Here is a 19,035-nt window from a genome sequence, read left to right on the forward strand (position 1 = left end):
GTTTTACTGATGGGCTGCTTGCTGGCCGGCCCGGTCTTCGCGGAAGCGGTATTGACGCCGGGACAGGTACAGGCCGCCTATCGCAGCTCGGAAGCGCAGTTGCTGGACCGCAGTGGCGCGCCCCTGCAATCGTTACGCGTCGACATGCAGGTGCGGCGTTTGCCGTGGGTGGCGCTGGCCGATATTTCCCCCGCCGTGCAGCAAGCGGTGCTGCTGGCGGAAGACCAGCGCTTCATGCGCCATGCTGGCGTGGATGTGTCCGCGCTGGCCACGGCCGCCTGGGATAATCTGTTTTCGAAAAAGCCGCGCGGTGCCTCGACCATCACCATGCAACTGGCGGGTCAGCTCGACGCGCACTTGCAGGCTCAAGCAGGCGGACGCAGCCTGCGCCAGAAATGGGACCAGATGCGTGCCGCCCAGGCCATCGAAGACAGCTGGAGCAAGGCGCAGATTTTCGAAGCGTATTTGAATCTGGTGTCGTTTCGCGGCGAGCTGCAAGGCATCGCGTCTGCGTCATACAGCCTGTTCGGCAAGGCGCCGTCGGGCTTGAGCCAGACGGACGCCATCATTCTGGCCAGCCTGGTGCGCTCGCCGAATGCGTCACCGGCCATCGTTACGCGGCGTGCCTGCGCGCTGGCGCAACAATGGCGTATGGACAGCAGTTGCCAGCTGATCGGCCAGCGCGTGCAAACGGCCTTGCAGCGCACGGCCCTGTACGCGGAGCTGGCGCCGGCGCCGCAAGTGGCGCAGCAGCTGCTCAAGCAATCGGGCGCCTCCGTGCGTAGCACCCTCGACGCTCCCCTGCAGCGTTTCGCGCAGGAAAATTTGCGCCAGCAACTGGCATCCTTGCGCGAGCGCAATGTCAACGATGGCGCCATCATCGTGCTCGACAACCGCAGCGGAGAAGTCCTTGCCTATGTGGGCAATGCGGGCGGCAGCCATGTCGATGGCGTGACGGCCCTGCGCCAGGCCGGTTCCACCCTGAAACCATTCCTGTATGCGCTGGCTATCGAGCGCCGCCTGATGACGGCCGCCTCCGTCATGGACGACTCGCCGCTCGATGTCGCCACGGCGTCGGGCATGTATGCACCGCAAAACTACGACCGCAACTTCAAGGGTTACGTCAGCGCCCGTACCAGTCTGGCCAGCTCGCTCAACATTCCCGCCGTGCGCACGCTGCTGCTGACAGGGCAGGACGGGTTCTACAACCGTCTCAAGGAAGTGGGACTGGCCAGCCTGACGGAAGCGGCCGAATACTACGGCCCTTCGTTGGCACTGGGCTCGTCCGAAGTGACCCTGCTGGAACTGGCCAATGCTTACCGCGCGCTGGCCAATGGTGGTCTGTACAGCACGGCCAGCCTGCAGCCGGGGCAGGCTGGCAAGGATAAGCGTCGCGTGATGGATTCGGGCGCTGCCTTCATCGTCGGCGATATCCTGGCCGACCGCGCCGCGCGCAGCATGACCTTTGGCTTGCGCAACGAGCTGGGGACGAATTTCTGGAGCGCCGTCAAGACGGGCACCAGCAAGGACATGCGCGACAACTGGTGCATGGGCTATTCGGCGCGCTACACGGTGGGCGTGTGGGTGGGTAATTTCGACGGCAAGCCCATGTGGGACGTCTCGGGCGTGACGGGCGCCGCTCCCGTGTGGCGCGACGTCATGGATTATCTGCACAAGAGCCTGCCCAGCCATGCGCCGAAAGCGCCGCCCGGCGTGCTGCAGCAGATGGTGGCGTATCAGCCTGCGCTGGAAGCGCCGCGCCGCGAATGGTTTATCTCTGGTACGGAAAGCCCCGTCATCGCCGTGCTGGGCGACACCATGAAGCCGCCCGCCATCATGTATCCGGCCGAGGACAGCATCCTCGCCATCGACCCCGACATTCCGCCCGCCCTGCAGCGCGTGTTCTTCCAGGCCCAGGGCAGTCACGCCTTGCGCTGGGTGCTCGACGGCAAGGACATGGGGGCCGCTAGCGAGAGCATCCGCTGGCGTCCCGTGCCGGGCAAGCACGCACTGGCGCTCGTTGATGATGCCGGCAAGACGGTAGCGCAGGTGGCGTTTCAGGTGCGGGGCAATGCGCTGGCGCAGCGAAATTAGTTCTGACGGTGTTGCCGCTGCCATTCGCCTGTCCTGCTGTTTGAATCATGCCCGTTGATTCATTTATCAGAAAAGTGTGGTGTTGCGCCTGTCATCGATGCTGTCTTTGTCGGAATAGTATGTGGCATAGAAAAGTGCAAATATCGGTAAAAATGTGTAGATGAAAAGTTCCAAAAAAAAGCGAAAAAAATATTTACATTTTAATAGTGGGAAGGATATTCTCGCTGTCTTCTGCTTCAAGATCGCTAGCGGCTGCTGTATGGCGAAAGAAGATGCGAAACAAGCTTGCCCTGTTTTTATGTTGAAAAATAAATTTCAGAAATATTTTGCGGGAGTTAAGATGCGGAACTTCTATTTTCTTGTTATTTTTTTTGGGTTTGGAGTAATTCTGCCACCAGGGCATGCTGCCGAGAGGGTAGTAGCTGCTGAGGAAAAAACTGTCAATGTCAGAGCATTGGATTTTAGTTTTATGAAGGAGCCACCTAATCGGAAAATAAAAAACAGGGTGGATCTTTCTGCAATCAAGACTGCCGAAGATTTGGCTGTGGTGAAAGAGGCTATTAATCCAGTGATGGACTTTTTCCAGGTTTATAGTCAGGTTCGAGCAATCCCGTCATCATTTTCCGCGCTTGCTACCAGTAACGGGATCAAGCAGATGCGATTTCCTCCGAAAATAGATCACCTAAATTATTACATATCGAAAAAAATGTGGAATTGGGCGGTGCACGATCCCCAGACTATTTTTTTGAGCGTGGATTTTCGCGGCATGCCGCCCGACAACGGCGCTCATCGTGAGACTTTTGTATTTGTGAAAAGGGATGGCGCATGGTTGTTTGATCGCCATGATTTCTAGCTGCAACGGGGGCGGGGGGCGACTCTAGTGCTGGGACAGTTTTTTGTCTGCCAGGCCAGGCGCCAGCCACAACAGCAATATCCAGAGTAGAAAAGAAAGACTACGCTGCAGCGGCACCCAGCATAGGCTGAAAATAGTGACCCAAGCCAAGGAGTACGTGCGTGGTACTCGCGCGCAATCGAGTAGCCACAGCGTGGTGCCCATGGCGATTAACATGACAGGCATGGCAAACCACCATTTGCGTTCGATCGGCGACATGATTTCCTGATAAGAAGTAGGTGCTGGTGAGGCGAGCACAACGCCGTCAAAAATGATGACGGTGCGCTGTGGATGCCCGTCGTCAGCTCCATGCCTTCGTCCACCGTAGGCGCCGCCTGTCAGGCCGCGGTGGCCAGCGCGCCTGCCGTGACTGTCGTCACTACCCCACGGCATGCTGCTTGCATTGCGATCCAGACTATCTTGTAACAGCGCGATGATAGCTGCCAAGGAGCAATCTGGCGCAGCGCTGGATGCGTGACTTAGCGTGCCGGTGTTGCTGGTCTTGCCGGTGCTACCGGCGTGGTTGGCGGGGAGGTTGTCGCTCCGCTGTCTGCCCGGGTGTCCGGCGTGGCCACGGGCTTGCCGCGCCGCGTGCGCTTATCCGTGCGCGCCTTGGCTGGCTTGGCGTCGTCGACGACCTTGCCTTTGTTGTCGAGCTTATCGGATTCGTCCGATTGCTGGCCCGGATCTTTGGCATTGTTGGTGTGGTTGCCCGTCTGGTTCACATTCGTCGTCGACTGGGCTTGCACCCAGGCGCCGCCGACGGTCATCAGGGTGGCGGCCAGCAAGACGGTGGCGGTTTTCATGGCAGGGTCCTGTGCAAGTGTTGATTCGAGCTGGCATTGTCACACGTGCGCCCGCCTGAACGGGTAGGACGCCGCCGCATGGCTGTGTCGGAACATTGCTTGCAATTAACGGAACTGCTCGGTCGAGATATCAAATCGCTTGAGCTTGTCGTACAGAGTTTTCTTTGGAATATTCAGGCTGGCAGCCGCATCGATGACGTTGCCGTTGTGGCGGCGCAAGGCTTGCTCGATGATGGAAATTTCGAAGGTGTCGACCTGCTCGGCCAGCGAGGCTTCGCGGCAGCGGGCCGGACTGAGCGTATCGTCGAGCAAGCCCAGCACGAAGCGGTCGGCCACATTGTGCAGTTCGCGCACATTGCCGGCCCAGCGCTGCGCCATCAGGGAGGCGATCAGTTCGCCGCTGACGATGGCGGCCGGCTGGCTGTAACGCAGCGCTGCCTGCAGCACGAAAAATTCGAACAGCAGGGGGATATCCTCGCGCCGGTTACGCAGCGCCGGCAGGGTCAGGCTGGCCACGTTCAGGCGGTAATACAGGTCGGGACGGAATTTCCCCTGTTCCGCCAGCACGCTCAAGTCTTCCTTGGCGGCGGCAATCACGCGGAAATTAACGGATATCAATTTGTTCGAGCCCAGGCGCTCGACTTGCCTTTCCTGCAGCACGCGCAGCAGTTTCACTTGCAAGGCCAGCGGCATGCTTTCGATTTCGTCCAGAAACAGGGTGCCGCCGTTGGCGTATTCGATCTTGCCGATGCGCTGGCGCTGCGCGCCCGTGAATGCCCCTTCCTCGTGGCCGAACAGTTCCGATTCAAAAATCGATTCGGGCAGGGCACCGCAATTGATGGCCACGAAAGGATGATCGCGCCGTTCGCTGAAATCGTGCAGGCAGCGCGCAATGAGTTCCTTGCCGGTGCCTGTTTCGCCCAGGATGATGATGTCGGCCGATTTTGGCGCAAGGCTCAGCACCAGTTGGCGCACCTTGGCCATGGCCGCGCTGCGCCCCACGATGCGCGCTTCGATGCCAACGCGCTGCGCGAGCTGGCGGCGCAAGTCCATGTTTTCCAGCACCAGATGGCGCTTGTCGAGCGCGCGGCGGCACACTTCCACCAGCAAGTCGGCGGAAAACGGCTTTTCGATGAAGTCGTAGGCGCCACGGCGCATGGCGCCCACGGCCATCGATACGTCGCCGTGGCCGGTGACGAGGATCACGGGCAGGCTGGCATCCTGCGCCACGGCGATATCGAGCAGTTTCAAGCCATCCATGCCGGGCAGCTTGATATCGCTCAATAAAATGCCGGCAAATTCAGGCACCAGATAGGGCAGTGCTTCTTCCGCCGTGGCCACGGCCGTCACTTGCAAGCCCGCCAGTTCCAGCGATTGCCGGGCGCCTTTGCGCACCACGGCATCGTCTTCCACCAGCAGCACTTGCATGCCTTCAAAATTATTCTCGTGCATCAGATGTTTCCTTCGTCTCTCTCCCTCGGGGCGCAGCAGAGGGTGATGGTAAATTGTGCGCCGCCCCCTTCCTGCGCGCTGCGGTTGCGCACGGCCAGTGTGCTGCCGGCCGCGCGCAGTATGCCTGCGCTGATCGACAATCCCAAGCCCAGCCCGTGTTCCTTGGTGGTATAGAAGGGGTCGAAGATCTTGTCGAGCGATGCCAGCGCGATGCCGGGGCCATTATCGGTGATATGCAGCACGGCGTAGTTGCCTTCGCGGCGCACCTCAAACCATATCTGCACGGGCTCGCTTTCGGGCACGGCATCCATGGCGTTGGTGATCAGGTTGCTAAACACCTGTTCCAGGCCGATGGCGTTACACAGCACGATGATGTCGTCGGTGGGCCAGCTTTCATGCAGGGTCAAGCGCTGCGCATTTTTGCGCGTGCGCATTTGCAGCATGGTTTGCGCAAACGCCTGGCGCACGCTGACGGGCTTGCGCGCATCGTCGCTGCGCCGCGCAAAGCCTTTCAGTTGCGAGGTGACATAGCCGAGGCGTTTGACGAGCTCGGAAATGGTCGCCAGATTATCGAGTGCATCGTCGATGCGGCCCCGCGCCAGCAATACCTTGGCATTGTCGGAAAACGTTTGCAGCGCGGCCAGCGGCTGGTTCAGCTCGTGCGTGACGCCGGCCGCCATCTGGCCGATGGCGGCCAGCTTGCCACTTTGCACCAGTTCCGCCTGGGCATAGCGCAGGGTCTGCTCAGCGCGCTCGCGCTCGGCCACTTCTGCTTGCAGGCGGCCATTCGCATGCACCAGATCGGCCGTGCGCTGCGCGACCTTGATTTCCAGCTGTTCATAGGCGCGCGCCAGTGTCTGTTGCGCATTGAGCTTGTCGGCAATGCGGCGCCGGCGCTGGCGCGCATACATCAGGGCCAGCAGCAGCAAGGCCCAGCCCAGCACGGCGGCGATGGCTGCGTTGCGCGCCGCCGCATTCACATCGTCGAGTTCGGCCAGCACCGTGATTTGCCATTGCAGCGGACCCAGTGCGCGGTTTACGGCCAGGTAGTTCACTTTCTCGGCGCTGCCGGACAGGGCCGGAGTGTCGCCAGCCTGCGGGCGCTCCAGGGTCATCACGCTGGCGCCATCGACGAACTGGCGCTGCACCTTGTGCGGCAAGATGGGTAGATTTTCGTTCAGGAACTGGCGCTGCGCGCTGATATCGTTCTTCGCAGCCGGCGACAGCGGTGTCAGGGTCTTGAACTTGAAGGCGGGCGTGGTGGCCAGGATGATCACGCCATTCGCATCCTTGACCCAGATCTGTTCGCCCGCGCCGGGCGTGCGCCACGACTGCTCGATCCAGTCCAGGTTGACCTTGGCGGCGACGATGCCGATGATGCGCCCGTCACGCAGCACCGGCTGCGAAATGAAATAGCCGGCCTCGAAGGTGGAGAAACCGATGCCATAGAAGCGGCCGATGCCGCCCGCAATCGCATTCTTGAAATAGGGACGGAAGCCGTAGTTGACGCCCACGTAGGAGCTGCGCTCTTGCCAGTTGCTCGACGCTAGGGTCGTGCCCTTGTCGTCGAGCACGTAGACGGCAAAGGCGCCTGCGCGACGGTTCATGTCGACCAGATAGGCGTTGATCTGCGTGACTTTGTCGGCGCTGGGTTGCTCCAGTAATTGCGCCACAGCATCACTTTGGGCTACGGCCAGGGGCAGGAATTCGTATTTATTGAGGGCGCCGCCGATGGAGGCCACATACAGTTGCGCGCGCGAATCTAGCGTGCGATGCAATTCATCGAGCTGGCGCTGCTTGACCCAGGCATACGAAGCCCACGTCAACAGCACCAGCGACGCCACGGCCAGCAGGGGGGCGAGCGCGGGTCTCAGGGGCCATTTGCCGAATGCCATGGTGCTCCGTGTGTCGGGTTAAATACGCCGGTATTGTAAAGCTGAAACCCGCAAGGCTAAGACTGGGGTCGGACCTTAAGGTCCGACCCCGGCACTTGCTCTCGGGTTTGCTTGCACGACAATTAGTCAGCGGTGCTCGCCATCGTTTCTGCATTATGGTGCCTTTGCTGCTCTTCCATCACCATCTCGCCCAGCATGCGCTTGAGGCGGTTGAACTCCGGGTCGCTCGGGTCGCGCGGGCGCGGCAGATCGATGGCCACGTCGCGCTTGACGGTGCCGGGACGGTAGGTCATGACGATGGTGCGGTCGGCCAGGTAGACCGATTCCTCGATCGAGTGCGTGACGAAGACGATGGTGGTGCCGAAGACTTTCCAGATTTTCAGCAATTCATCTTGCAAGTTGCGCCGCGTCAAGGCGTCGAGCGCGCCGAACGGTTCATCCATCAGCATGATCGGAGAATCGAGCGCCAGCACGCGGGCGATCGCCACGCGCTGGCGCATACCGCCTGACAAGTCTTTCGGGTAGCGGGCACGAAATTCCGTCAAGCCCAGCATGCTCAGCAGCATGTCGACCCGTTCGCGGATTTCGGCCGGCGTCTTGCCGGCGATTTCCAGGCCGAAGGCGATATTGCTTTCGATGCTCATCCATGGGAATAGCGCGTATTCCTGGAACACCATGCCGCGGTCGGGACCGGGCTCGGTGATCAGCTTGCCGCCGGCCAGGATCTGACCGGAAGTCGGCTGCGAAAAGCCGGCGATGGCGTTGAGCAGGGTCGACTTGCCACAGCCGGACGGCCCCAGCAGGCAGATGAACTCGCCGCTGGCGATTTCCAGATTGATGTCTTTCAGGGCGATGACGTCGGCGCCGCCGGTGGTGAAGATTTTATTGACTGCATTGATATTGATCGTGGTCATGGCCGTTCCTCTTAGTGTTCCAGGCCGCGGTGCCACTGCAGCAAATGATTATTCAGTGCATTCATGGCCATATCGATGGCCAGGCCGAACAGGCCGATGGTAAACATGCCGGCGATAATTTTGTCAGACCAGAAATACTCGCGCGCTTCCAGGATGCGGAAACCCAGGCCGCTGTTGACGGCGATCATTTCCGCCACGATCACGACGATGAAGGCCGTGCCCATGCCGATGCGTGCGCCGGCCAAAATATACGGCGTGGCAGCGGGCAGGATGACACGGCGGAACATCGTCATCTGGCTGGCGCCTAGGTTGCGCGCGGCGCGGATATAAATACCATCGACCTGGCGCACGCCGGCGATGGTATTCATCAGCACCGGGAAGAAGGAACCGATGCTGATCAGGAAGAAGGCGGGCGGGTTGCCCAGGCCAAACCACAAAATTGCCAGCGGAATGTAAGCGATCGGCGGAATCGGGCGCAGCACCTGCACCAGCGGGTCGAACAGTTTATAGATGGTCTTGTTGGTGCCCATCAGCAAGCCCAGCGGCAAGGCCAGGCCGGCGCCGATGGCGAAACCGCCCAGCACGCGCGACAGGCTGGCCCAGGCGTCATGCGGCAGTTCGCCCGAGAACATCCACACCAGGTAATTGCCCGTCTCCGGCGTGTACGCTTGCATGGGAATCAGGTATTCATACCACTTCACCAGCACGGCCAAGGGCGAGGGCAGGATTTGCGGATTGATCCAGCCAAACGTCGACAGTGCCTGCCAGAACAGCAGCACGAGCACGGGCACGATGGCACCGTGCGCGAAGCGTTTCATCATTTGAATATTCATCGTGACACTTTCAGATTAGTGTGCCCGTGCTTAGCGTGGCACATAGGATTTCTTGGCTTTTTCCAGCAGGTCCAGCTTGACCCAATCCTGCGCCGCAGGTGGGTTGGCCATGCGGCCCACGCCGAATTTCACCATGTAGTCGGTGGTCAGTTGCACGTGGCTCTGGCTGATATCTTCCGTGAAGATCGCATTGTCGATGGCATCGCGGTAATCCTCGCTAGTGATCTGGTTCTTGAACATCGATTCGCGCACGTATTTTTCCGCCAGCTTTGGGTCGGCCAGGAAGGCGCGGGTGGCGGCGACGAAGCAATCCATGAAGCGTTGGGCCACGGCCGGCTTTTCCTTGTACATTTTTTCCGTCATCACCAGCGCGCGCACGGGCTCGCCCAGCGGCGTGTCATACGGCTTGATGATGGCCGCGCCGTATTTCTTGTGGATCGCTTGCGTGGAATAGGGTTCGGACTGGCTCATGACGTCAATGTCGCGGGTCAGCAGGGCCTGGTTCAGGTCCGGGTAGCCCATGTACAGAATTTGCACGTCCTTGCCCGGCTTATCGGACCAGGTCAGCTTGGCCTTGCTGAGTTCGGCAAACAGCAAGATTTCCTGCGGGCCGCCGCGCGTGACGCCGACTTTCTTGCCTTTCAGGTCGGCAATGCCCTTGATGTTCAGGTCGGGACGCCCGACGATTTGCACGCCGCCCTTGGCGAAGCCGCCCACCAAATACACGGGCAAGCCGGTGGCACGGCCCGTGATGGCCGCTTCCAGCGCGCTGGCGGAGACGTCGATTTCGCCGGCGATCATGGCCGGCACGATGTCGAGGCCCTTGGCAAAGATGCGCTCCTCGATCTTCAAGTCGTATTTCGGCGCGATTTCCTTCATATAGGCAACGGCGCCGTAATGGGCGAATTTCAGGTTGCCCAGGCGTACCAGGTCGGCCGCATGGACGGCCAGCGGGAATTGCGCAGCCAGTGCGACGGCCACGGCGAGTGCCTTGGGGTTCAATAAGGACGAGATGCGGAAGGTGCTTGCCATGCGGTTGTCTCCAAAAAGTTGTTGGTTTTATATAGTCGATCATGCTGCCGCTCTGGAGGCGGTTATGAACATATAAAAGCATCTTCCGTGCCAGTGGAGCGCATTTTGGAGTTTATTGCAAGTGATTGTTTATAAAGGATTAATTTGAATCTGTTGAAAACGGAAAATGGCGCTATTCCGTCTTTCCGCACGGCGAACGTTACGCGAGTGCGGATTGCCGCATTCGCGGCGGACCGCTTCGATGCTGTCCGGCGCTGCGCCTGTCGTGGAACCTTCGTGGCGTGGCTGACTCTAATCGTAAAAAAGCGCGTTGCAAACAGGCTGGCAACGCGCAACTCCCCCGTGGAGTAGGGGCGGCGCCGCGTGGGCGCCTGATGGATTGCCGGCTGGCGCGCTTACTTCGGCGCCGTGGCCGGTGGCAGTGCTGGCGTGGTGGCCGGATCGGTCAGCGGCGCAGGCGGCGTTACCCGTCCCGCACCCGTTTCCGGCATGGCCGGCGTGACGGGGGCCGGCATCACTTGTGGGGTGGACGTAGGGTTGGGCGCCGTTGCTGGCAGCGGCGCCTCGGCTGGTTTCTTGCAGGCGGACAGGGAGAGCAGGGCAGCAGCGGCTAGCAGGGCAGGCATGTTCATGATGAGTCCTTTGTAAAGTATCAAGATAGTCGCGATGGGGTCGGCGCAGGTGGATGGGCGTGCGCCTCGTACTTGCGCCTCGCGTGAAGCTTGAATTTATTGCAAGAATGCCGATGATTCTGTTCGCCACTTCACCTTGAACGCAGAAATATCACGGCATTTAGATGTCGCACAGAAATAATTCTCCGAGGAAATAATTCGCACTTTCTTGCTTCTAATGTTCGTTAACGCACAGACCAAGGGGAAGCAGGGTGGCATTCTGTGACCAGACGCTCAGGATTTGTCGTGTTCTGGCATAAAAATTGCCAAGAATTTAACAATCCGGGCTACCGGCAATCGTTTAAAAGGAGTATTCAAATGCATGCAATGACTCAGTCTCACGTGAAGAGCGAATTAAAGGCAGCGCACCAGGAACTTCGTAGCCCCGAAAAAGGTACGCAAATGATAGAGCGTGCGGCCCCGGTCCCTGCGGAACGCATGAATCCCATCTCCATGGCACCGATCGAGCGCGTGCGTTCGACGTCGGCCACCCTACGCCGCATCGAAAACATGCAAAAGTTGATCGGCGAATTGTCGCTGCACGAGATGCTGGCCGATGAAATCGCCTGGTTCCTCAAGTTTTCGCCATCGGGTGCACGCAAATATATTCGCGACCTGCGCGAAGCGGGCGTGATCGAACTGGCCCGCTACATCGAAGGTACCGCCACTTATTTGGGCAAGGCAGTGTACCAGCTCACGCCGGACCCTGAGCGCGTGCGCGCCTTCCTGGCCGCCATTGTCCAGCCGAAACGCGAAGGTGCGCCACCACGCAAAGACCGTCCCGGCCTGCGCGAACAAAGCATGGCAGGCAGCGGCCGTCACTTCCACATCCTGGCCGATGACACGCATTACGCCATCCGCGTCAACCGCGGTCCCGTGACGCGCGACCCGCTCGTTGCCGCGCTGTTTGGTGCGCCTCAGCAAAAGGCAGCAGAGTAAACAAGTTTGTGCCGCAGTGCCGCAGTGGCCGCGCGGCTGCTGGCTGCTGGCTGTCGGCCCGATGCCTGTCGTTGGCACAGTTGGCACTATTATTAGTTGGTATGATTCAGTTGGCATGATTCCTAGCACCTTGACAGCCGGGTTGCGACCCGGCTTTTGGCGTTCGAGCCGACCCTTTGAGCTTGGTGGATTGAAAAGATATCAATCAACCCCATGTGGTCTGGACTGTCCGCCCATTCCGCTGCGGCTTCATTCGAAGGAGCTCGTCCTTGTGTGCCTACGCCGTCTGCCTTAGCGCCGTCTGCCTTAGTCTTATGCGCCCTATTGCCCTCGTTGCTCCCGCTGCCATGCAGCGTGTCGCTGCATGAACCCGCTACTGTGGATCGTCCTCGTCACGGCCGCCATCGCCTTGTCGCTGTGGTTCCCCCGCTGGCGTTTGCGGCGCGCCCTGGCACGGCCCTTGCCACCTGAGGCGCTGGCCATACTGGAAAAAAACATTCCCGTGTATGCGCGCATACCGGCCTCGCTGCAGCAACAATTGCGCGATCTCGTCGTGCAATTCCTGTATCAAAAGAAATTCGTCGGCTGTGGCGGCCTGGAGATCACCGATGAAATGCGTTATACCATCGCCGGCCAGGCCTGCTTGCTGCTGTTGAATCGCCAGACCCGCGTGTATCCGGAACTCGACACCATCCTCGTGTATCCCACGCAATTCATCGTCACGCGCAATGAAGTGGGGCCGGGCGGCGTGGTGACGCCATCGAGCAACGGCTTGCTCGGTGAATCCTGGGGCGATGGCCGCGTGGTGCTGGCCTGGGACCACGTGCAGCGCGGCGCCGCCGACTGGACCGATGGCCACAATGTGGTGCTGCATGAATTCGCGCACCAGCTCGACAGCGAATCGGGCGCCGCGAATGGCGCGCCCTATCTGCCCAGCGTGTCGAGCTACCGTAGTTGGGCCACCGTGCTGTCACGCGACTTCGATAACTTGCGCCACGACGCCATGCTCGAGCAGCAAAGCGTGATGGACCACTATGGGGCCACGAATCCCGCCGAATTCTTTGCCGTGGCCACGGAAACTTTCTTTGAAAAGCCGTATCAGATGGCCGAGCACCATGCCGAGCTGTATGCGCAATTTCTGCAGTACTACAAGGTCGACCCGCGCGACTGGATGGCGCCGCCTGTCGAGCCCGAACACAGGGCCGCGCCATTCCCCAACTTTGCCCAGCATTGCTAAGCGGCCACCTCAGCCCTGCAGCCGCCCCTGATTAGCCTAGCCTAGCTTGCCAGCGCCGCGCTGCGGCGCTTTGCGTTTGCTGGCCCGATCAAAGGCCAGTGCTGGAGCGAGTCACTCCCGAGGATTTCTTTGCGCGGGCGCAACATGCCTGCGCACGATAATCACTGTCCGATAACCGCAGCCCGCTTGCCACATGCGCATCACTGCGTATGTGATTGAGCAGCTATGTGCGTAAGCGAACGGTATTTCGCGCTGGGCGGGCGCACGCTGGAACGGTGGCGCACGGTGCGTCCGCAGCTGACCAGGAGGGCCGAACCATGTCACACATCATTGCAGCTCATTTTCAATTGCAGGAACAGATAGATGCCGCGCGCGTCGCCCTGAGCCGGGTGGGCTTTCCCGCCAGCCGCATCAGCGCCTTCTTTGTTAATCAGCCGGGGCAGCATGATCTGTATGGGCTCGGCGGTGACCGCGACGTCTCACCCGGCGCCCGCGAGACGCCGGAAGGCGTGCTGGAAGGCGTGGCCGTCGGGGCCGCCGTGGGCGCGGGCATTGGCGCCGCCGCCACGCTGGCGACAGGGCCGCTGGGTCCGGTGGTAGGGGCGCTGGTGGGCGCCCACGTTGGCTCGCTCTACAGTTTCAATAAAATGAAGGAGGCGGGTGAGTCGGAAATGCATGGCGACCGAGATGGCGACCGACATGGCGAAAATCGCCGCCAGCCACGGCATCCGGGCATGCTGGTCGCCGTCGCGCTGGGCGGTCCCGACGAGCGTGAGCTGGCGCTCGGGGCGCTGCGCCGGCTCGGCGCCGAGCATATCGAGGAAGCGGAGGGCACGATTGCCAATGGCGACTGGCACGACTTCGATCCGCTCAGCATTCCCGTGCTGGTGGCGTGACGCAGCGTAGCTATGGTGCAACATGCATACATTCCGCGCTGTACGAAATTTAGGTATGATACCTCTCAGTATTCGTCATTATTCATAAATAATGGCGACAGGAATAGTTTCCGTGCGCCCGTAGTGAGACTGGACCAAGGTGACTGCCTGTAGTACTTGCCTCGCATGCTAACGAGTATGGATAGGAGGGCGCGTCATGACACAGGCATGGTTCATTCTGACTAGAACCGATGGGCGCGACATCTGCGCGCCCTCGCCGGCACAGCTGGCCGATGCGCTAGCCGAAGTCTATTCCGGCGGCATGGCGCCGGACGGCAGCCCGGCCTCAGTCTTGTTGCGCTTTGGCTACGACGACGGTTTGATGTATCAGGTCGAGGTCGCTAGCGGAGGCGAAGTCACTTTCGAGGAGTGGTCGGACCGCGATTGCGAAATCGCCCTGGCCAACCCGCGCCACATGTCGGCCCTGCCGCAGGATGACGCGCTGCAGCTGTGGCAGTGGCTGGCGCAGCGCCAGGTGGCGAAGATCCGCGGCCAGCCTTGGCAGGGCAGTTAGTGCGCGGCTCCCAAGCGGCCTTAGTGCGCCATCAGCACCGGGATCGTCATGTTCTGCAGAATCGTGCGCGTGACGCCGCCCAGGATGGTTTCGCGCAGGCGCGAATGTCCATACGCCCCCATCACCAGCAAATCGGCCGACAGCTGCATCGCCTGCGTTAGCAGCGCTGCGCCGATATCGCCGCGTCGCACGCCGCCGCCATCGAGCAGATGCAGGTGCGCTGCCACGCCGTGGCGCGCCAGGTAGTGCGTCAGTTCGGCGCCCGGCTGTTCGCCGTGCTCGGCCGCATGTACCTTGGCATCGAAGATGGCCACATGGACTTGTCCGGCGCGCTGCAGCAGAGGCAGGGCGGCCGTCACGGCGCGGCTCGCTTCCTTGCTGGCATTCCAGGAGATGAGCACATTGCGCGCCGCTGCGGGCGGCGCTAGCAGCGGCAGCGGCGGCGCGTACGGCACGATCAGCACGGGGCGGCCCGAATGCAGCAGTACATAGGCGGGAAAGTCGCGCATCACGGATGGCGATTTATCCTTGGCATTGTATTGGCTGATGACGACCAGATCCGCATAGCGGGCCAACAGGCTGATGCCGCCCGCCGCCTCATCGTCGAGCACGCGCTGCTCGAACGAGGCGACGCCGGCCGCGCGCACTTGCTGATCGAATCCGTCGAGCGAACGCGTTGCCCGTTCCCTGAGGAAATTGAGGTGCAAGCTCAGGTTCGGGTCGGCGTCGAGGTCGGGCTGGTTCTGGTAGAGCAGGCGCGACACGCCCGTCAGCGCCACGCCCGTCAGGTGGCCGCCGCAAGCCTCGGTGATGCTGGCTGCCGCTGCGATGCGTGTGGCGCACCCGGCGCTGTCGTCAATGTGGAGCAATACGGTTTTATACGTCATGGCCTGGCCTCTTGCGGTGCAGTAATGGCCATTCTGGCACAGACCGGGGTGCCTGCCGCGCACGACTGCGTCAGGCTGAGCACTTGATCTTGCGCAAAGCTGGCGATAAAAACTGCTCCTACACTTGATGCCACGCAGAACAACCATAACAAGCGGGGAGAGATAACAATGAAAGAACACAGGGTGGCGCTGGTCACGGGGGGCATGGGCGGGCTGGGCACGGCCTTGTGCCGTCGCCTGCATGCGGCAGGCTTTGCCGTCGTGGCCGCGCATACGCCGGGCAATGCACGCGTGGGTAGCTGGCTCGACGAGCAGCGGGCGCAAGCGTATTTTTTCCATCCCCTGGCCCTGGACGTGGGCGATTTCGCTGCCTGCAGCGATGCCGTCGCGCGCGTGCTGGCGCAGTTCGGCCGCATCGATGTGCTGGTCAACAACGCCGGTATCACGCGCGACCAGAGCATGCACAAGATGGAATTGCCGCACTGGGCCGAGGTCATGCGCACCAATCTCGACAGTGTGTTCAACATGAGCAAGCAGGTGCTCGAACCGATGCTGGCCAAGCGCTGGGGCCGCATCATCAATATCTCGTCCGTGAATGGCCAGAAGGGCGCGTTTGGCCAGAGCAACTATGCGGCCGCCAAGGCGGGCGTGCATGGCTTTAGCAAGGCGCTGGCGCTGGAAGTGGCGCGCCATGGCATTACCGTCAACACGGTCTCGCCCGGCTATCTGCGCACGCGGATGGTGACGGCTGTGCCGGCCGATATCCTGGAGACGAAGATTTTGCCGCAAATCCCCGTGGGCCGCCTGGGCGAGCCCGATGAGGTGGCGGCCTTGGTCGCTTACCTGACATCCGACGAGGCGGCGTTCGTCACGGGCGCCAATATCGCCATCAATGGCGGACAGCACATGAGCTAAGCAAGCGTATCGCTTGCAGTCGGGCAAGGGCAGTAGGGCACAGTCATCCGTCCAGCCGGCAAGCACAATGGGCGCGGGGGCGCGGACGCATGGCAACGACAGTCGCGGCAGCAAAGGCAAGAAACACGGGGAAGGGCAGCGATGCCTTGCCTTGGGCCATGCCTTGCCATGGCGGCGTTAGCGTTGTGCCTTTTCCAGCCGCGTCTGGCAATCGATACACAGGCGCGCCTCGGCGCGCGCGTTCAAGCGCTTCAGACCGATGGCTTCGCCGCAGTTGTCGCACAGGCCGTAGCTGCCATCGGCAAACTTGGCCAGCGCCTGCTTGATCATGGACAGCTGCGCCACGTTGTGCTCTGCCGCTTCGCTGACGAGGGCGTTCAAGGTGCGCACGCTGGCGTTGTCGGCAGGCGAGGCTTCGATTTCATTGAGCAGCGAGGCGCGCGCGTCCGCCTCGGCCACTTCGTTCTCTATCTGTTCGAGCAACGCCAGCTTGCGTTGCTCGAGCACGCCTTGCAGGTGCTGCAGCTGGTCTTGCGGTAATCGATTCATGGTCATCACCCGGTAGCACTTACTTCCATGATGCTAGCCCAAAATTGGCCGCCCTGCTTGCTTTACTGCCTGCGCTGTCGTGCATGATCTGCTGGTACCAGTTTGTCTCGCCTCGCTGCTGGCTGAATCAGCCAGGTGCCCTATCTTGTAGCCGCTCTCGCACCTTGTCTAGGGTGCCGAGGATGCGTATGGGATTGCCGCCGAGCACGGCGCTGCCCAGATGCAACAAGCTTGTCGCCAGGCTGATCCAGTGCCGTACGTCGTCGTTGCGGGCGATGTGCAAACGCACTGTGTCGAGCAGGCCGCTGAGCTGGCGCTGCGCCGTTTCCAGGCCAGCGACTGTGTGCCCGGCGGCATCGGCATACAGCTGGTTGGCTTGCTGGCGCAAGGCCACTTCCAGGGCGAAGACGGTTTGTGCCTGACTGTGGCTGATGCCGTTTTCGCCTTGGCTTGCGCGCTTGCGGATGGCGCGCATGACGGCGCCATGCAGGGTAACGGCCGCCTGCGACAGGCTGTCGGCCAGTTGTTCGACGCGCATGGCGCTGCTGAGAGCGGCTTCGCGGCGTTCGCTGCCGCTGCTCCTGCCTACTGATCCGTCCATTTTTCCTCCGTAGTGGTCAGGCTGGCGGCGAGCCGCGCGTGTTCGCGCGCCAGTGCCGCCAATTGCTGGCGCGCCAGCGTATGACGCAGGCCATACAGCCGATATTCTTCGGCTTTGCTTTGCTGCATATTTTTCGCCAGTACGGCCAGCAGGCGCTGCTGCGGCGTGTCGGCATACGCAATTTCCACGTCGAGCAAGCCGAGCACCATGTCGCGCTCGTTATCGCCGCTTTTGTCGTACAGCGCCAGCAAGCTGTCGAGCGCGGCCAGCAAGGCTTGCAGCGGCGCGTCGCCGTCGTGCAGCACTTGCGCCAAGTGTGCCTGCTGGCTGGCGGAGCCGCCCAGGCGCGACAGTTGCTGCAGCAACAGGGTGTAGGCGTTAACATGGCGATCGTCGATGCCGCTGCCCGGCCAGGCGCGGATGGCGGCGCCGGCGCTGGCCAGTTCGGGCTGTACGTCATAGGCATTGGCTTGCGCCAGCCGGCCCAGCGTTTGCAGGTATAGGCGCACGGCCTGCGTCAGGCGCGTGACATCGGCTTGCGCGGCGCGGCGTTGCGCATCGAGCAGGCGTTCGCGCGCGTCTTCGGCCGGCGAAAGATAGGGGCGCGCGCGCTGATAGCTGTCCACGTGGCGCTGCGACAGTTCGCTGAAAGCGTTCAGGGCATTGGTGCCGCTGGCCAAGGCGCGCACTTGCGCCAGGTCGTAGCGGGAAGTGGCGCAGCCGCACAGTGCGACGGCCAGGCAGATGTGCAGGCAAAGGGCGCGCTGATGGCGGATAGGCAGGGCGGACACGTGAGCTCTCGACAGAAAATACTGTATGGAAAGGTATTCTCAGGCCGGCCTGCGCTGGCTGTCTTGTGCGGGCGCAAGCGTGCTGCGATCAACTGTGCTTGCTGTCTTAAATTCCCGCGATGCCGGCAGTCCCCGCAGTCCCCCCAGTTCCCGCAGTTCCCGCAGTTCCCATCAATTGCTCGCGCCAGCCCAGTCCTGCCACGGTATCGCTGGCAGGGCGGTATTCGCAGCCGACCCAGCCTGCGTAGCCGATCTGGTCCAGTAGCTTGAATAAGTGGCGGTAGTTGATCTCGCCCGTACCCGGTTCGTGGCGGCCAGGCGTGTCGGCGATCTGGATGTGGCGGATCAGGGGTAGCATGGTACGGATGGTGTTGCTCAGTTCACCCTCCATGCGTTGCATGTGATAAACGTCGTACTGCAAGAAAACATTGCTGCGCTGGCAGTCGGTGATGATGTCGGCTGCTTGCTGGCTATGGTTTAGAAAGTAAGCGGGCATGTCGTAGCGGTTGATTGGCTCGATCAGCACGTCGATGCCGTGTGGAAGGCAGGCGTCGGCTGCATATTGCAGGTTGCCGATCAGGCTTTGCCGTGCCAGTCCCAGACTCATGCCGTGCGCTACGATGCCCGCCATGCAGTGCAATTGCTTCGCACCGAGTGCCAACGCGTAGTTGAGCGCCACTTGCACATAGTGACGGAATTGTTCGCCCCGGCGCGTATCGCAGGCGATGCCCCACTCACCGTGTTCCCAGTCACCGGGCGGGAAGTTGAAGACGGCCAGTTGCAGATGGTGACGTTCGAGTCGCGTAGCGATCTGGCGCGCCTCGACGGCATAGGGGAACAGAAACTCGACAGCATCGAAGCCCGCCTCCCTGGCGGCGGCAAAGCGCTCCAGGAAAGGCAGTTCGGTAAACATCATGCTGAGGTTGGCGGCGAAGTTCGGCATGGCAGTACGCAGGTGAGGACGATGGACATCATCCTAGCTCAAAACCGGCAAAGGTAAGCATGCGTAAAAAAACCGTTCCAGAAGCAGGTTCTGGAACGGTTTTACCGTCTTGTTGATACAGACAAGCGCCGCCTG

20 protein-coding genes are annotated in these 19,035 nt (G+C 61.2%); 7 read left to right on the forward strand and 13 right to left on the reverse strand.

Annotated elements, in window-relative coordinates; genetic code table 11:
* The first annotated feature begins 9 nt into the window (after nucleotides 1–9).
* Both pbpC and ACQ4V8_RS10005 read left to right on the forward strand, forming a co-directional pair.
* Nucleotides 10–2,094 carry a penicillin-binding protein 1C gene (gene pbpC, locus ACQ4V8_RS10000; protein ID WP_436571414.1) on the forward strand — a complete coding sequence of 695 codons (2,085 nt, stop codon included), beginning with the start codon at nucleotides 10–12 and terminating at the stop codon, nucleotides 2,092–2,094.
* 160 nt (nucleotides 2,095–2,254) lie between these two features.
* Nucleotides 2,255–2,947 carry a hypothetical protein gene (locus ACQ4V8_RS10005; RefSeq protein ID WP_436571383.1) on the forward strand — a complete coding sequence of 231 codons (693 nt, stop codon included), beginning with the start codon at nucleotides 2,255–2,257 and terminating at the stop codon, nucleotides 2,945–2,947.
* A gap of 24 nt (nucleotides 2,948–2,971) precedes the next feature.
* Here ACQ4V8_RS10005 and ACQ4V8_RS10010 read toward each other — a convergent pair whose 3' ends face one another.
* The 8 genes from ACQ4V8_RS10010 to ACQ4V8_RS10045 all read right to left on the reverse strand — a co-directional run bounded on the left by ACQ4V8_RS10010 (nucleotide 2,972) and on the right by ACQ4V8_RS10045 (nucleotide 10,550).
* A complete protein-coding gene (locus ACQ4V8_RS10010; RefSeq protein ID WP_436571384.1) occupies nucleotides 2,972–3,433 on the reverse strand; it encodes a hypothetical protein in 462 nt (153 codons plus the stop codon).
* Nucleotides 3,434–3,465: 32 nt separating this feature from the next.
* On the reverse strand, nucleotides 3,466–3,792 hold the full coding sequence (locus ACQ4V8_RS10015) for a hypothetical protein (protein ID WP_010396439.1): 327 nt from the start codon (nucleotides 3,790–3,792) through the stop codon (nucleotides 3,466–3,468).
* A gap of 105 nt (nucleotides 3,793–3,897) precedes the next feature.
* A complete protein-coding gene (locus tag ACQ4V8_RS10020) occupies nucleotides 3,898–5,244 on the reverse strand; it encodes a sigma-54-dependent transcriptional regulator (protein ID WP_010396441.1) in 1,347 nt (448 codons plus the stop codon).
* Nucleotides 5,244–7,139 carry a sensor histidine kinase gene (locus ACQ4V8_RS10025; protein ID WP_196856466.1) on the reverse strand — a complete coding sequence of 632 codons (1,896 nt, stop codon included), beginning with the start codon at nucleotides 7,137–7,139 and terminating at the stop codon, nucleotides 5,244–5,246. The genes ACQ4V8_RS10020 and ACQ4V8_RS10025 overlap by 1 nt, the downstream gene beginning before the upstream one ends.
* A 122-nt stretch (nucleotides 7,140–7,261) precedes the next feature.
* Entirely contained in the window at nucleotides 7,262–8,053 is a 792-nt protein-coding gene (locus ACQ4V8_RS10030; protein WP_010396446.1) for an ABC transporter ATP-binding protein, read from the reverse strand.
* Between the two features lie 11 nt (nucleotides 8,054–8,064).
* The gene (locus ACQ4V8_RS10035; protein WP_436571385.1) at nucleotides 8,065–8,874 is read right to left on the reverse strand and encodes an ABC transporter permease; all 810 of its coding nucleotides are present in this window, start codon (nucleotides 8,872–8,874) and stop codon (nucleotides 8,065–8,067) included.
* A 42-nt stretch (nucleotides 8,875–8,916) separates the two neighbouring features.
* Nucleotides 8,917–9,918 (reverse strand): ABC transporter substrate-binding protein, encoded by a 1,002-nt coding sequence (locus ACQ4V8_RS10040; RefSeq protein WP_010396450.1) that lies wholly within the window; start codon nucleotides 9,916–9,918, stop codon nucleotides 8,917–8,919.
* A 395-nt stretch (nucleotides 9,919–10,313) separates the two neighbouring features.
* Entirely contained in the window at nucleotides 10,314–10,550 is a 237-nt protein-coding gene (locus ACQ4V8_RS10045) for a hypothetical protein (protein ID WP_010396451.1), read from the reverse strand.
* Between the two features lie 477 nt (nucleotides 10,551–11,027).
* On the opposite strand from ACQ4V8_RS10045, the gene ACQ4V8_RS10050 reads away from it, so the two are divergent.
* The 4 genes from ACQ4V8_RS10050 (at nucleotide 11,028) to ACQ4V8_RS10065 (ending at nucleotide 14,214) form a co-directional block, all read left to right on the forward strand.
* Nucleotides 11,028–11,528: a winged helix-turn-helix domain-containing protein gene (locus ACQ4V8_RS10050; RefSeq protein WP_010396453.1), complete on the forward strand. Its 501-nt coding sequence runs from the start codon at nucleotides 11,028–11,030 to the stop codon at nucleotides 11,526–11,528.
* Between the two features lie 364 nt (nucleotides 11,529–11,892).
* Nucleotides 11,893–12,765: a M90 family metallopeptidase gene (locus tag ACQ4V8_RS10055; RefSeq protein ID WP_436571386.1), complete on the forward strand. Its 873-nt coding sequence runs from the start codon at nucleotides 11,893–11,895 to the stop codon at nucleotides 12,763–12,765.
* Between the two features lie 317 nt (nucleotides 12,766–13,082).
* Nucleotides 13,083–13,661, forward strand: a complete 579-nt coding sequence (locus ACQ4V8_RS10060; protein ID WP_010396456.1) for a glycine zipper domain-containing protein — start codon at nucleotides 13,083–13,085, stop codon at nucleotides 13,659–13,661.
* A gap of 196 nt (nucleotides 13,662–13,857) precedes the next feature.
* Nucleotides 13,858–14,214 carry a hypothetical protein gene (locus ACQ4V8_RS10065; protein WP_010396458.1) on the forward strand — a complete coding sequence of 119 codons (357 nt, stop codon included), beginning with the start codon at nucleotides 13,858–13,860 and terminating at the stop codon, nucleotides 14,212–14,214.
* 20 nt (nucleotides 14,215–14,234) lie between these two features.
* On the opposite strand, the gene ACQ4V8_RS10070 is transcribed toward ACQ4V8_RS10065, so the two are convergent.
* Nucleotides 14,235–15,101 carry a universal stress protein gene (locus ACQ4V8_RS10070; RefSeq protein WP_010396459.1) on the reverse strand — a complete coding sequence of 289 codons (867 nt, stop codon included), beginning with the start codon at nucleotides 15,099–15,101 and terminating at the stop codon, nucleotides 14,235–14,237.
* 168 nt (nucleotides 15,102–15,269) lie between these two features.
* Between ACQ4V8_RS10070 and phbB the strand changes: the two genes are divergently transcribed.
* Entirely contained in the window at nucleotides 15,270–16,016 is a 747-nt protein-coding gene (gene phbB, locus ACQ4V8_RS10075) for an acetoacetyl-CoA reductase (RefSeq protein WP_436571387.1), read from the forward strand.
* 177 nt (nucleotides 16,017–16,193) lie between these two features.
* Here phbB and ACQ4V8_RS10080 read toward each other — a convergent pair whose 3' ends face one another.
* The 4 genes from ACQ4V8_RS10080 to otnI all read right to left on the reverse strand — a co-directional run bounded on the left by ACQ4V8_RS10080 (nucleotide 16,194) and on the right by otnI (nucleotide 18,900).
* Nucleotides 16,194–16,565: a TraR/DksA family transcriptional regulator gene (locus ACQ4V8_RS10080; protein ID WP_070346519.1), complete on the reverse strand. Its 372-nt coding sequence runs from the start codon at nucleotides 16,563–16,565 to the stop codon at nucleotides 16,194–16,196.
* A 127-nt stretch (nucleotides 16,566–16,692) separates the two neighbouring features.
* Nucleotides 16,693–17,166: a hypothetical protein gene (locus ACQ4V8_RS10085; RefSeq protein ID WP_010396464.1), complete on the reverse strand. Its 474-nt coding sequence runs from the start codon at nucleotides 17,164–17,166 to the stop codon at nucleotides 16,693–16,695.
* On the reverse strand, nucleotides 17,151–17,957 hold the full coding sequence (locus ACQ4V8_RS10090) for a hypothetical protein (RefSeq protein ID WP_436571388.1): 807 nt from the start codon (nucleotides 17,955–17,957) through the stop codon (nucleotides 17,151–17,153). The genes ACQ4V8_RS10085 and ACQ4V8_RS10090 overlap by 16 nt, the downstream gene beginning before the upstream one ends.
* A 106-nt stretch (nucleotides 17,958–18,063) precedes the next feature.
* Nucleotides 18,064–18,900 (reverse strand): 2-oxo-tetronate isomerase, encoded by an 837-nt coding sequence (gene otnI, locus ACQ4V8_RS10095; RefSeq protein WP_010396469.1) that lies wholly within the window; start codon nucleotides 18,898–18,900, stop codon nucleotides 18,064–18,066.
* Nucleotides 18,901–19,035 lie beyond the last annotated feature (135 nt).

Origin of the sequence: Janthinobacterium paucivorans (genome assembly GCF_051380805.1) — a bacterium.
In the GTDB taxonomy this organism is placed as follows: Bacteria; Pseudomonadota; Gammaproteobacteria; order Burkholderiales; family Burkholderiaceae_D; genus Janthinobacterium; species Janthinobacterium lividum_D.

Bases quoted from the DNA above. Each gene is read 5' to 3' on its own strand.
- pbpC (WP_436571414.1), top strand. From the start codon at position 10: ATGGGCTGCTTGCTGGCCGGCCCGGTCTTCGCGGAAGCGGTATTGACG.
- ACQ4V8_RS10005 (WP_436571383.1), top strand. From the start codon at position 2,255: ATGAAAAGTTCCAAAAAAAAGCGAAAAAAATATTTACATTTTAATAGT.
- ACQ4V8_RS10015 (WP_010396439.1), bottom strand. From the start codon at position 3,792: ATGAAAACCGCCACCGTCTTGCTGGCCGCCACCCTGATGACCGTCGGC.
- ACQ4V8_RS10020 (WP_010396441.1), bottom strand. From the start codon at position 5,244: ATGCACGAGAATAATTTTGAAGGCATGCAAGTGCTGCTGGTGGAAGAC.
- ACQ4V8_RS10025 (WP_196856466.1), bottom strand. From the start codon at position 7,139: ATGGCATTCGGCAAATGGCCCCTGAGACCCGCGCTCGCCCCCCTGCTG.
- ACQ4V8_RS10030 (WP_010396446.1), bottom strand. From the start codon at position 8,053: ATGACCACGATCAATATCAATGCAGTCAATAAAATCTTCACCACCGGC.
- ACQ4V8_RS10035 (WP_436571385.1), bottom strand. From the start codon at position 8,874: ATGATGAAACGCTTCGCGCACGGTGCCATCGTGCCCGTGCTCGTGCTG.
- ACQ4V8_RS10040 (WP_010396450.1), bottom strand. From the start codon at position 9,918: ATGGCAAGCACCTTCCGCATCTCGTCCTTATTGAACCCCAAGGCACTC.
- ACQ4V8_RS10045 (WP_010396451.1), bottom strand. From the start codon at position 10,550: ATGAACATGCCTGCCCTGCTAGCCGCTGCTGCCCTGCTCTCCCTGTCC.
- ACQ4V8_RS10050 (WP_010396453.1), top strand. From the start codon at position 11,028: ATGAATCCCATCTCCATGGCACCGATCGAGCGCGTGCGTTCGACGTCG.
- ACQ4V8_RS10055 (WP_436571386.1), top strand. From the start codon at position 11,893: ATGAACCCGCTACTGTGGATCGTCCTCGTCACGGCCGCCATCGCCTTG.
- ACQ4V8_RS10060 (WP_010396456.1), top strand. From the start codon at position 13,083: ATGTCACACATCATTGCAGCTCATTTTCAATTGCAGGAACAGATAGAT.
- ACQ4V8_RS10065 (WP_010396458.1), top strand. From the start codon at position 13,858: ATGACACAGGCATGGTTCATTCTGACTAGAACCGATGGGCGCGACATC.
- ACQ4V8_RS10070 (WP_010396459.1), bottom strand. From the start codon at position 15,101: ATGACGTATAAAACCGTATTGCTCCACATTGACGACAGCGCCGGGTGC.
- phbB (WP_436571387.1), top strand. From the start codon at position 15,270: ATGAAAGAACACAGGGTGGCGCTGGTCACGGGGGGCATGGGCGGGCTG.
- ACQ4V8_RS10080 (WP_070346519.1), bottom strand. From the start codon at position 16,565: ATGAATCGATTACCGCAAGACCAGCTGCAGCACCTGCAAGGCGTGCTC.
- ACQ4V8_RS10085 (WP_010396464.1), bottom strand. From the start codon at position 17,166: ATGGACGGATCAGTAGGCAGGAGCAGCGGCAGCGAACGCCGCGAAGCC.
- otnI (WP_010396469.1), bottom strand. From the start codon at position 18,900: ATGCCGAACTTCGCCGCCAACCTCAGCATGATGTTTACCGAACTGCCT.